We start from the raw sequence: 11,588 nt of genomic DNA, 5'->3' as shown, positions 1-11,588 counted from the left end.
GGGTACCTACCCTTAAACCTGCATGATTTCAGCTTCCTTATCGGAAAGCAGATGGTCGATCGTGCTGATCATCTCGTCGGTGAGCTTCTGGACCTGATCGGAGCGCTTGCGATGATCGTCCTCGCTGATATCGCCGTCTTTTTCCGCCTTCTTGAGAAAGTCCATGCCGTCGCGGCGCACATGGCGCACGGCGACGCGGGCATTCTCGGCATAGCCGTGCGAAATCTTGACCAGTTCCTTGCGGCGCTGCTCGTTGAGCTCGGGCAGCGGAATTCTGAGATTGGTGCCGTCGACGATCGGGTTGAAGCCGAGATTGGATTCACGGATGGCGCGGTCGACCGCACCGACCATCGATTTGTCCCAGACCGAAACCGAAATCATGCGCGGCTCGGGCACCGACACATTCGCCACCTGATTGATCGGCATGGTGGTGCCATAGGCTTGCACCTGGATGGCATCGAGCAAATTGCTCGATGCGCGGCCGGTCCGCAGCGAAGCCAGATCGTGCTTGAACGCCGCGATCGCCCCGTCCATGCGCCGTTTGAGATCGTCGTATTCGCCACTCATCATCGTCTCCTCGACCCGTTGGCCCGGGTTCACTGTTTCAGGGGAAACCCCGCATTTGAGTCTCAATCCGAAAATCCGCTTTTTGTTCACGCGGATCTCGGTTCGGGAACCTGTTCCCGATCAGTCGTCCGCGACGACCGTGCAGCGGCCGCCACCCCTCAGAATATCCCCAAAGCCGCCCTTCTCGTGTATCGAATAGACGATTATCGGAATGTTGTTTTCGCGCGCAAGTGCAATCGCAGCCGTGTCCATGATTGATAGCCCGCGTTTTATCACTTCGGCATGGCTGATGCGCTCGAAACGCGTCGCATTCGGATCCTTCTTGGGATCGGCCGAGTAGACGCCGTCGACCTGGGTGCCCTTGAACAGCGCATCGGCGCCTATTTCTGCGGCGCGAAGCGCTGCGGCCGAATCGGTGGTGAAGAAGGGATTGCCGGTGCCGCCGGCGAAAATGACGACCTTGCCCTGGTTCATGTAAGCGGTCGCCTGACGCTGGGAAAAACTCTCGCACAGTTCGGGCATGGCGATCGCCGACAGCACCACGGCGTCGACGCCGATCTTGTTCAGCGAGGTGCGCAGCGCCAGCGAGTTGATGACCGTGGCAAGCATGCCCATATGGTCGCCGGTGACGCGGTCGCCGCCCTTGGACGCAACCGCCACGCCGCGAAAGATGTTGCCGCCGCCGATGACGACGCCGACCTCGATGCCGAGCGCGCGAGCCTCGGCGATGTCGGCGGCGATGCGATCGACGACCGACACGTCGATGCCGAAATGCTGCTCACCCATCAACGCTTCGCCCGATGCCTTCAGCAAGACACGTCGGTAGAGGGGCTTCACCGTCATCTGGTCCTCGTCATTTGCATGTGACGCCTTCGGGCGCCGCGCCCGGAAACACTGGCTCCGATACACGAAGGGCGCCGCGATGTCACGCGGCGCCCGAGCCGGAAACTTGCGAACGTGGACTGAGGTAGCCGTCAGCTCACGCCGGCAAAAGTGCCTTGCATGAGCAGGTCCGGCAGATAGCCTGCCGGCTTGTCGCCAACCGCGTGGCCGCCCGTCAGGCCGCCTTGTATTTCCGGGCCGAAGAACGAGTACGGGAAGGGCGTGACCGGCCGGCTCACCGCATCAAGCCGCGCCTGAAGTTCCAGCGGAATGTCGAAATCGAGCGCGCCGAGATTGTCCTTGAGCTGGTCAAGCCTGGTGGCGCCGACGATCACGGACGCAATGCCTGGTCTGTTTGCTGTCCAGTTCAGGGCGACCTGGGCCATGCTGCGGCCGAGCTGGCCGGCAACCTTCTCCAGTTCGGCGACGATTTGCCAGTTACGATCGTTGAATTTCTGGAACCCGGGATTGGTCGAACCACGCATCGTCTCCAGCCTGCCGCCGTCTTTGACGATTGTGTCGGAGCGATATTTTCCGCTGAGCAGGCCGCTCGCCAGCGGGCTCCAGACCATGATCCCGGCGCCATAGCGCGTGCCGAACGGCACGAACTCGTGCTCGATGTTGCGCTCGGCAAGCGAATATTCGAGCTGAAGCGCCGAAACCGGTTCATAGCCGCGATGCTCGGCAACCGACTGCGCCCGGCTTGCATACCAGGCCGGCACGTCGGACAGGCCGACATGCCGGATCTTTCCGGCCCGTACCAGATCGTCAAGCGTCCGCATTACTTCCTCTGGCGGCGTCAGCCTGTCCCAGGCGTGGAGAATGTACAGGTCGATGTAGTCGGTGCCGAGGCGCTTCAGCGAGCCTTCGACGGCGCGGATGATGTTCTTGCGTCCGTTGCCGCCGGCATTCGGGTTGTCGGCCAACGGGTTGAAACTGAACTTGGTGCTGATCACGGCCTTGTCGCGCAACCCGCGCTCGGCGATGAATTCGCCGAGCCAGGTCTCGGACGTGCCGCTGGTATAGGCGTCGGCCGTGTCGAAGAAATTGCCGCCGGCCTCGACATAGGCATCGACCAGCGCCCGGGCGGTCTCCTTCTCGGCGCCCCAGCCCCATTCCGTGCCGAAAGTCATGGTGCCGAGCGCAAGCCGCGTGACACGCAGCCCGCTATTGCCGAGCGTGTAATAAGTCATGGTCATGGTATCTTTCCAGTCCTGATCTGATTGATGCCGGCCTATTGGCCGGGGGTGGTCTTGACCCAGGGATTGCCGCGCTCGTGCGTCATGCGGAACGTGAAGCCATCGACTTTCCAGCCGGCGCCAGAGCGCGTCAGGTGATGCTCGTAGGTGCCCCAGACTTCCCACAGCGGGTCGCCATTGCCTTCCATCCGGTTCCAGGCATAGCCGTTGGAGGAGACCGTCGCGGCGGCGGGCTCGATGACGACCTGGTGGTTGGTGCGCAGATGCAGACTGGTCTTGCTGCCCTTGAGGTTGGCTGACCAGGTGCCGATGAGGTCGTCCGCAGCAATCGTGGCCGGAGGCTGTCCGGAGAGGCTGCTGAAGTCGACGGTGACGCGATCGGCGAAATAGCTGCGAGCGCGCTTCCAGTCCTGCGCATCGACGGCGCGATCGATGGCATCGGCGATGCGAATGACGGCGCGCTCGTCGGCGAGCGCCAGCCGGTCGGATGTTTCTGCCCCGCCCGCATCGAAGGGTACCAGCGCAAGGCCTGCCGCGAATGTGACGTGCTTCAACGCGTTCATGTTTCTGTCTCCTTTGCGCATCAGCCCGCCGCCGATGTGTTGGCGATAATGTGGGGCAGCGCGCCAGCGTCGAGAAGATTGCATTATCTGCACAGACTATGCGATATTGCTCATGAATGGACCGCGACCTGCTCAGCCATCTGCCTGTCATTGTCACCGTTGCCCGGCGCGGCGGCTTTGCGCTGGCGGCCGCCGAGCTCGGCATGAGCCCATCAGCGGTCAGCCATGCTGTGCGGCTGGTGGAGGAGCGGATCGGCCAGCCGCTATTTGCGCGCACCACACGCAGCGTATCGCTGACCGAAGCCGGTCAGGCCCTTGTCGCGACGGCGGAACCCGCGCTGCAGGATATCGCCGAACGGATGGAGCGTATTCGCGGCATCAAGGGCCGCCCGGCTGGACTGCTCAGACTTAATGTTTCGCATGTCGCCGTCCCGATGGCGGTGACACCGGTCGTGACAGTCATGGCGGAACGCTACCCCGATGTAACGGTGGAAATCTTTGCCAATGAAGGACTGGTAGATATCGTTGGCGAGGGCTTTGACGCCGGCATCAGGCTTGGCGAGATGATCGCGCAGGATATGGTCGCGATCCGGCTGACACCGCCGTTCCAGGTCGTCATCGTCGCTTCGCCAGCCTATATCGGCCGGCGAGGCCGTCCGGGCAGCCTGGCCGATCTGGCCGCCCACAATTGCATCGGCTACCGTCTCGTGCGCTCCGGCGCGGTCTATCGCTGGGATTTGACGGAAGACGGCAAGGACGTGGCGGTGGAGACGCGCGGCACGGCTGTCGTCACCGATTCCCTTGTCGCGATCGATCTGGCGCTATCGGGAACGGGACTGGCCTACGTGTTCGAGCCGCTGGTGCGCGCCGACATAGAAGCCGGCCGGCTTGTCCAGGTGCTGCCGCAGTCGGCGATCGAGGAGCCAGGCCTGTTCCTCTATTTTCCCAGGCGGTCGGCGATGGCGCCGAAGCTCAGAGCCTTTATCGACACCGCACAAGAGATCGGCCGGACATCCTTGCGGACGCCCGGCCGAGTTGCCTGAGCTCTAAAAGCCCGTTTCCGGGCTATTTCTTGACCGCTGCCGCGACTTCCGCCGCGAAATCGGTCTCTTCCTTCTCGATGCCCTCGCCGAGCGCGAAGCGCAGGTAGGCCGTGATCTTGGCCGGCGCGCCGATCTCCTTCTCGGCATCCTTCAGCGCCTTCTCGACGGTGATGTCGGGATTGAGCACGAAGGCCTGCTTCAGGAGAACAACCTCTTCGTAGAACTTGCGCATGCGGCCCTCGACCATCTTCTCGATGATCGCTTCCGGCTTGCCGGACTGGCGCGCCTGGTCGGAGAAGATCGCCTTCTCACGCTCGACCGCGGCGGGATCGATCTGCTCGGCGGTCAGCGCCATCGGGTTGGTGGCGGCAACGTGCATGGCAACCTGGCGGGCAAAGGCGTTGGCCGCATGCTCGTTACCAGTGGTCTCGATGGCGACCAGCACGCCGAGTTTGCCCAGACCATCGGCCACCGCGTTGTGAACGTAGGTCGCGACGGCACCGTGCGGAACGGTGAGCTTGGCCGAGCGGCGGAAGCCCAGATTCTCGCCGATCGTGCCGACAGCGTCCTTGATGACGTCGGTAACCGACTTATCCGAACCCGGATATTTGGCAGCGGCAACCGCCTCGGTCTTGCCGTAGGCCAGTGCGACCTTGGCGACATTGGCGACGATCTCCTGGAAGGCAGCATTGCGGGCGACGAAATCGGTCTCGGAATTGACCTCGACGACAGCTGCCTCGCGGACCCCGGAATCAACGCCGATCAGGCCCTCGGCAGCGGTGCGGCCGGCCTTTTTGTCGGCCTTGGAGATGCCCTTCTTGCGCAGCCAGTCTACGGCTTCTTCCATGTTGCCGTTGGTCTCGTTCAACGCCATCTTGCAGTCCATCATGCCCGCGCCGGTCAAGTCGCGGAGTTCTTTGACCTGTGCAGCCGAAATGCTCATTGTCGCCTCTTTGTTTCAAATGCGCCGACGCACCATCGACGTTCGATGATGCGCCCGGCGCCAGCGCTTAGCGCGCCAACATATTGGAAGGATGAAGGCCGGAAACCGGCCTTCGCTGTTATGCTTCCGGAGACTCGGCCGCAGGCGTCGGATCGAGCGCCGGCTCGACCGGAGCCTCGACCGCCGCACCGACATCGACGCCGAGCGCGCCCTGCTGGCGGGCAATGCCGTCGATCGCAGCCTTGGCGACCAGATCGCAATAAAGCTGGATGGCGCGGGCCGCGTCGTCGTTGCCGGGGATCGGGAAGTCGATCTTGTCCGGGTCGCAGTTGGAATCGATGATGGCGACGACCGGAATGCCGAGACGCTTGGCCTCGAGAATGGCGATCGCTTCCTTGTTGGTGTCGATGACGAACATCAGGTCCGGCGTCGAGCCCATGTCCTTGATGCCGCCTAGCGCCTTGTCGAGCTTCTCGCGCTCGCGGTCGAGGTTGAGGCGCTCCTTCTTGGTCAGGCCCTGGGCCTCGCCCGCCAGCATCTCGTCAAGCTTGCGCAGGCGCTGGATGGAATTCGAGATCGTCTTCCAGTTGGTCAGCATGCCGCCGAGCCAGCGGGAATTGACATAGTATTGTGCCGAGCGCTGCGCGGCATCGGCGACGATGTCGGACGCCTGGCGCTTGGTGCCGACGAACAGCACGCGGCCACCCTTGGCGACGGTGTCGGATACCTGCTTCAGCGCCTGGTGCAGCAAAGGCACCGTCTGCGACAGGTCGATGATGTGGATGTTGTTGCGGGCGCCGTAGATAAAGGGCGCCATCTTCGGGTTCCAGCGGTGGGTCTGGTGGCCGAAGTGAATGCCAGCTTCCAAAAGCTGGCGCATGCTGAAATCAGGCAGAGCCATTCTCAAGTTCCTTTCCGGTTAGCCTCCACGGACACAGGCATTTCCGGACAGATGTCCTCGAATGCCACCGGAGGTTTCAGCCGGATTTCTCCCGGGCAGACACCAAAGTCCGTGTGTGGAATGAGCGCGCATATAGAGGGGATGCGCGACAAACGCAAGCGCTGCGGCACAGCGTGCGGCGATCCGCGCACCGCTCTCATGAACGCATCTTGCCCTTCGGCACCCGCACACGCCGGAAAACAGCAACGATCTCCTCGCGGCTGCATTCGATGGCGCCTAGCCGCACCGCGCGGTCTCGCTCGAACCCGGTTATGTCATAATGCGGCGCCGATGTCTTCGGCGGTCCTTGATAAGACGAGCGCTTGACGCCGAGCTGTGCTGCAAAACGGTGCAACTCGTCGGTATCGTCGGCAAGCAGATGGCACCAGCGGTGGCCGACCCACTTCCAGATTGCCGCGTCGACATAGACCGCCATCAGGCTTGCCGCACTCCCTCACCCGGTCCGCATCGGCCCGAAAATCAGAATCGATTTTCGGAAAGCACGATAGCCCAAGGTTGCGGCATCAGCGATGATAGAAGGGATTCGGGTAGAAAATGAAACCACCGCCCGCCTCGACCTGACCGACGATTGCGGTGATGGCGTCCTGCATACGGCGACGCAATTCGGCAAGCGCCTCGTCGATCGAGCCGTGCCAGGCGTGCAATCCCAGCGTCTCCGGTGTGCGAATATGGGCGCGACGCGGTCCGGCCGGCTGCGGCACGAAGCGGTTGACCGTGTCGCGCAGCGTGCCCTTGCAATAATCGTTGCGGATGCGTTTCAGGTGCTCGGCGATCTCCTCCTGCGTGATGCGCGGGTTGGACCATGCCCACGGCCCAACACGCTGGATGCGCTGGATAGTGTCCGCCAGCGTCCGGACCTGCTTCTGCTCTTCGGCATCGCCCGTCCCTTCCCGCAACCATCGGCGCGACCGTCGCAAAAGCTCGGCGATCTCATCCGCACCGGATTGGACTGGGGCGCCGGATTCGACTGGAATGAGTTCCCCAAGGCGCCGGCTCAATTCGATCAGCAATCGCTTCTGGCGCGTGGCATAGGAGCCCTGCGCATCAGGCATCATGTCGCAGGCGCTCTCGTCACGCGACAAGAGCGTTGCATAGATATGGTGGACGCGCTCCGCCAGTGTATCGGCGGCATGGCGTTCGATTTTCAGGCTTTTCTCGACATAGGTGCATTCCTGCGCCAACGCCGGCTCGACATCTCTTGTGAAAGCCAGCTTCCAGACGATCGGTGCGATCCACACCCTGAAATCCCCGTCCGTTGCGCGACCGCGCTTGAGCGCTTCGAACCCCATCTCGACGGCCCCCGGAAGCAACGGGGCGACGACATTGGCATGCCAGCCGACGCCGCCTTCGGGATGCAGGAGCACGCCATGCCCTTTCAGCGCCCAGGCGACCGAGTGTTCCTTGGCCGCCCCGCTGTTGCCCGGGATCTGGGCGATCAGATTGTTGGCCAGCCAGAATTTCTGCATGATCCGGCCAAGGCCATTGACGACGCCATGCGTGGCCCAGGATGCCGCGAGCGGGCTGACCTGAGAGACGATCTCCTTGTCGATCATCCAGTCGGTGAAGAATTCCGGATGGTTGGGGGTGATGAATGTCGCCTTGCCCGCGCCGCAGCAGGCCTTCAGCCGCTGCCGGTCGTCATCGGGAAAGTCGATGTGGCGGACATTGGCGACGCCGCGCAATCCAGCCAGGCGATTGAACGGCAGCAGGTCGCGAAGCCCCGGAACGCCGTGCAGCATGATAATCCGGTTGACGAAAGTCATGATCTTGATCAGCGCCGGACTGGGCTTCGGCGCCACGAACACATCGATTCTGCTCAACCTGATCCCCCAAGGTAGACGCTGGGGAAAGGGTGAGACGCAATTGCGGCACGTTCAAGTCATTGGCCGCGACAGCACCGCGTCGTGGTTAAGCGGAGGCTCATTTCGTCGGGCAAGGCTTTGACTGATCGAACAGCGACAGGTTGACCAGCTTGCCGGTCATTGAGAATTCGCCATAGTCCATGACCATGTCACGCGTGATGCCGTTCTCATGCAGCTTGAAGCTGATCCGGTATTCCGGCACCTCCTCGCCTGACTTGTCGGTGTCGTCGAAATAGGCAATGTCGACTGGCCAATATTTGTCGGTGGCGAGTTTTGCCAGCGCCGGCGCTTCCGGATCGGCCTTGTCGGCATCGGTTTTCTTGCCGACGACGACGGTGGTGGCCATCACCTTGTCGGCGTCTTCCGAGCCGTCGAACAGATTGGTTTCGTAGAAGTTCTCGCCCTTTTCGGCCTTGCCGATCAGTTCGACCAGATGCTGGGTCGGGAATTGGGTGGCAGCCAGTTCGATGCTGTTCTTTTCCGGCTTGTCCATATCGACCTTGAGGCCCTTCGTCTCCTTCGTCGCGGTACCCTTGACCTCCTTGTCGAGGTTCTGGTCGACGAAAGATTTCGTCACGAACGAAAAGGTCTTGCCTTCGGCGTCCTCGAAGGTCGTCGTCTGCTGATCCGTCAGCCGCGTGTTGTCGCCGGTGACGATCTGGGTGACCATACGGAATTTCACCATGTAGCCTTCGCAGGGCGAGCCATTGAACTCGTAGACCATGCGGCCGGAAATGCCGGTGATGCCAGAACGATCCGAGGCCTTGTCCAGGGTGATGTCATAAACGGCGCGATGTGCCTGCAGCGCCGGCACGGCAAAAGCAGGAGCCACCGCGAAAAGCGCCGGCAGCAGAACAGCATGGAATGCAAGGCGCGTTGCGCGCATGAGGGGCTCCGATCATCGCGGCCAATGGCAGGCCGCAGGGAAAGATGGTCCAGCTTAAAAAAAGTCATGGCGGAAGCGAGGCAAAAATAGCAATTTCGGCCCGGCCTGCGCGGCGACATCAAGCAATAGGGAAATACCATGAGTGAAACAATCGAAAAGCGGCTAAGCGATCTCGGCGTGACGCTTCCGGTCGCCGCGGCACCCGCCGCCAACTATGTGCCCTATTGCAGGTCAGGCAATCTGCTCTTCACCGCCGGGCAGTTGCCCCTCAGGGAAGGCAAGCTGCAGGCAAGCGGTCTGCTTGGCCGCGAGGTCGACACCGAAAGCGGCAAGGAAGCGGCAAAATATTGCGCGATCAACATATTGGCGCAAGCCAAGGCAGCCGTCGGCGACCTCGAGAAAATCCGCCGGCTGGTGAAGATCACCGTCTTCGTTGCTTCAGTGCCGGATTTTTTCGAGCAGCATTTGGTGGCCAACGGCGCTTCCGATTTTCTGGTCGCCGTCCTCGGCGATCGCGGCAAACATGCCCGTTCCGCCGTCGGCACCGCTTCCCTGCCGCTTAATGCCGCAGTGGAAATTGAAGCGATCTTCGAAGTCGAGTGAGCCAGATATGACCGACCTTTCCTGGCTGACCGCCCGGCCCGTTGCCCATCGCGGCTTTCACGACATGAACAAGAAGCGCTGGGAGAACACGCTTTCGGCTTTCGCCGCCGCGGCCGAGCGCGGCTATGCGATCGAATGCGATGTGCATTTGTCGTCGGATCGCGTTCCCGTCATCATCCACGATGGCGACCTCAAGCGGCTGACCGGCCAGGACGGCTTCGTCTGGCAGCGCACGGCGGCCGAACTGACGGCGCTTGGGGTTGGCGGCACTTCGGACCATCTGCCGACGTTGCAGCAGGCGCTCGATCTGGTCGGTGGCCGCGTGCCCATGGTCGTGGAACTCAAAGGCGTTCCCGGCCATGACGAAGGCCTGGTCGCAAGCGTTGGCGAGATGCTAAAGCGCTACAAGGGCAAGGCAGCGATCATGTCGTTCGACCACTGGCTGATCCGCGACTTCCCGAAACATGCGCCTGGCATCCCCGGCGGGTTGACCGCCTATGGCACGGACAACCAATTGATCGAAGCGCATTTCGCCATGCTGGCGCACGATCTCGCCTTCACCTCCTATGCCGCCGGCGACCTGCCGAACCGGTTCGTCTCCTTCGTGCGCGAACAGCTCAGAATGCCTGTCATCACCTGGACCGTGCACGACCAGCCCGCGGTGGAGCTCACCTTCAGATATGCCGACCAGATGACGTTCGAAGGCTTCGAACCTGATCACGTGAAGGTGGCTTGAACCAGGCTTGCATGGCCCTGCACGGAGCTTAAATAGAGCGGATGGATCAAGGCGATGACTGCGGCGGGCAAACGGAGAATGCGGACTATTCGATCCGCGTCGCCGCCGGTATCGGCGCCTTCACCTGCGCTGAATGGAACAGCCTCGCCGGCACTGCGCGCGGCGATAAAGAAAACGGCTACAACCCTCTCGTTTCGTTTGCTTTTCTGAGCGCGCTCGAAGACTCCGGCTGCGCCGTGCGGCGCACCGGCTGGCAGGGTCATCACCTCAGGCTGGAGACCGCGCAAGGCAGACTGCTCGGCGCCGTTCCCTGCTATCTCAAATCGCACAGCCAGGGCGAGTATGTTTTCGACCACGGCTGGTCGGATGCGTTTGAGCGCGCCGGCGGGCGCTATTATCCCAAGCTGCAATGCGCCGTGCCGTTTACACCCGTCACCGGCCCTCGCCTGCTGGTCCGCAAGGGCGAGGACAACGACACCGTGAAGGCAGGCCTCGCGGCCGGCCTGAAGGCGGTGACGGAAAAGCTCGGCGTGTCTTCGGCCCATGTTACCTTCGCCCAGGAGAAAGACGTCGAGACGCTGGAGGCGGCGGGTTTCCTGCACCGCACCGACCAGCAGTTTCACTTCTTTAATGAAGGCTTTTCGACCTATGACGACTTTCTCGCCACGCTGGCTTCGCGCAAGCGCAAGGCGATGAAGAAGGAACGACGCGAGGCGCTCGCTCACGGCATCTCGATCGACTGGCTGACCGGCAGGGATTTGACCGAAAGAGTCTGGGACGACTTTTTTGCTTTCTATATGGACACCGGCAGCAGGAAATGGGGCCGGCCCTATCTCAGCCGCGAATTCTTTTCGATGATCGGCGAGCGCATGGCCGACGACATCCTGCTGGTGATGGCCAGGCGCAATGGACGCTACATTGCCGGCGCCATCAATTTCATCGGCTCGGACGCGCTTTACGGCCGCAACTGGGGCTGCATCGAAGACCATCCCTTCCTGCATTTCGAAGTCTGCTACCACCAGGCGATCGACTTCGCCATCGATCGGAAGCTGAAGGTGGTCGAGGCAGGTGCGCAAGGCGAACACAAGCTGGCCCGCGGCTACAGGCCGGTGACCATGCATTCGGCGCACTACATCGCCCATCCCGGCCTACGCAACGCGGTGGCCGACTATCTCAGGCGCGAGCGGCGCGAAGTGGAGCGCATGGGCGACCTTCTCGAAGAGCACACTCCGTTCCGCAAGGATCTCGGGGACTAGCAACCGCGCGGCGTCCTCGACCAGGAAGCGGCGCTTCCACCGCGTGTCCGTCGAAGCGATCTTGCCTGATCGTCTTGCCGGTCCGGA

Annotated in this window: 13 protein-coding genes; 4 read left to right on the top strand and 9 right to left on the bottom strand. The window is 62.1% G+C overall.

Going from position 1 to position 11,588, the window contains the following annotated elements; all coding sequences use genetic code 11:
* Window positions 1–12 precede the first annotated feature (12 nt).
* The 4 genes from frr to OHD62_RS28140 form a co-directional block, all read right to left on the bottom strand.
* On the bottom strand, window positions 13–567 hold the full coding sequence (frr, locus tag OHD62_RS28155; protein WP_126042013.1) for a ribosome recycling factor: 555 nt from the start codon (window positions 565–567) through the stop codon (window positions 13–15).
* 120 nt (window positions 568–687) lie between these two features.
* Complete coding sequence (gene pyrH, locus OHD62_RS28150; RefSeq protein WP_140606988.1) at window positions 688–1,410, bottom strand: UMP kinase; 723 nt, start codon at window positions 1,408–1,410, stop codon at window positions 688–690.
* A 131-nt stretch (window positions 1,411–1,541) separates the two neighbouring features.
* Window positions 1,542–2,648 (bottom strand): aldo/keto reductase, encoded by a 1,107-nt coding sequence (locus OHD62_RS28145; protein WP_263789845.1) that lies wholly within the window; start codon window positions 2,646–2,648, stop codon window positions 1,542–1,544.
* 35 nt (window positions 2,649–2,683) lie between these two features.
* Window positions 2,684–3,211, bottom strand: coding sequence for a nuclear transport factor 2 family protein (locus OHD62_RS28140; protein ID WP_263789844.1), 528 nt, complete (start codon window positions 3,209–3,211; stop codon window positions 2,684–2,686).
* 116 nt (window positions 3,212–3,327) lie between these two features.
* On the opposite strand from OHD62_RS28140, the gene OHD62_RS28135 reads away from it, so the two are divergent.
* Entirely contained in the window at window positions 3,328–4,254 is a 927-nt protein-coding gene (locus tag OHD62_RS28135; protein ID WP_263789842.1) for a LysR family transcriptional regulator, read from the top strand.
* 22 nt (window positions 4,255–4,276) lie between these two features.
* Here OHD62_RS28135 and tsf read toward each other — a convergent pair whose 3' ends face one another.
* From tsf to OHD62_RS28110, 5 genes are all read right to left on the bottom strand, one after another.
* Window positions 4,277–5,197, bottom strand: a complete 921-nt coding sequence (gene tsf / locus OHD62_RS28130; protein ID WP_107647680.1) for a translation elongation factor Ts — start codon at window positions 5,195–5,197, stop codon at window positions 4,277–4,279.
* 118 nt (window positions 5,198–5,315) lie between these two features.
* A complete protein-coding gene (gene rpsB / locus OHD62_RS28125; protein WP_263789838.1) occupies window positions 5,316–6,098 on the bottom strand; it encodes a 30S ribosomal protein S2 in 783 nt (260 codons plus the stop codon).
* A gap of 196 nt (window positions 6,099–6,294) precedes the next feature.
* Window positions 6,295–6,573, bottom strand: coding sequence for a DUF4031 domain-containing protein (locus tag OHD62_RS28120; RefSeq protein WP_263789835.1), 279 nt, complete (start codon window positions 6,571–6,573; stop codon window positions 6,295–6,297).
* Window positions 6,574–6,661: 88 nt separating this feature from the next.
* Window positions 6,662–7,978 (bottom strand): hypothetical protein, encoded by a 1,317-nt coding sequence (locus OHD62_RS28115; RefSeq protein WP_263789833.1) that lies wholly within the window; start codon window positions 7,976–7,978, stop codon window positions 6,662–6,664.
* A gap of 100 nt (window positions 7,979–8,078) precedes the next feature.
* A complete protein-coding gene (locus OHD62_RS28110) occupies window positions 8,079–8,906 on the bottom strand; it encodes a cell envelope integrity EipB family protein (RefSeq protein ID WP_263789831.1) in 828 nt (275 codons plus the stop codon).
* 138 nt (window positions 8,907–9,044) lie between these two features.
* Here OHD62_RS28110 and OHD62_RS28105 point away from each other — a divergent pair, with 138 nt between their 5' ends.
* The 3 genes from OHD62_RS28105 to OHD62_RS28095 are packed head-to-tail and all read left to right on the top strand — an operon-like array spanning window position 9,045 to window position 11,501.
* Window positions 9,045–9,509 (top strand): RidA family protein, encoded by a 465-nt coding sequence (locus OHD62_RS28105; RefSeq protein WP_263789830.1) that lies wholly within the window; start codon window positions 9,045–9,047, stop codon window positions 9,507–9,509.
* A 7-nt stretch (window positions 9,510–9,516) separates the two neighbouring features.
* A complete protein-coding gene (locus OHD62_RS28100) occupies window positions 9,517–10,245 on the top strand; it encodes a glycerophosphodiester phosphodiesterase (RefSeq protein WP_263789828.1) in 729 nt (242 codons plus the stop codon).
* A 41-nt stretch (window positions 10,246–10,286) separates the two neighbouring features.
* The gene (locus tag OHD62_RS28095) at window positions 10,287–11,501 is read left to right on the top strand and encodes a GNAT family N-acetyltransferase (protein WP_263789826.1); all 1,215 of its coding nucleotides are present in this window, start codon (window positions 10,287–10,289) and stop codon (window positions 11,499–11,501) included.
* The last annotated feature ends 87 nt before the right edge of the window (window positions 11,502–11,588 follow it).

The sequence above is a fragment of the Mesorhizobium sp. YC-39 genome, from assembly GCF_025753795.1.
Classification (GTDB): Bacteria; Pseudomonadota; Alphaproteobacteria; order Rhizobiales; family Rhizobiaceae; genus Mesorhizobium.
This window is presented reverse-complemented; position numbering and strand designations above follow the sequence as displayed.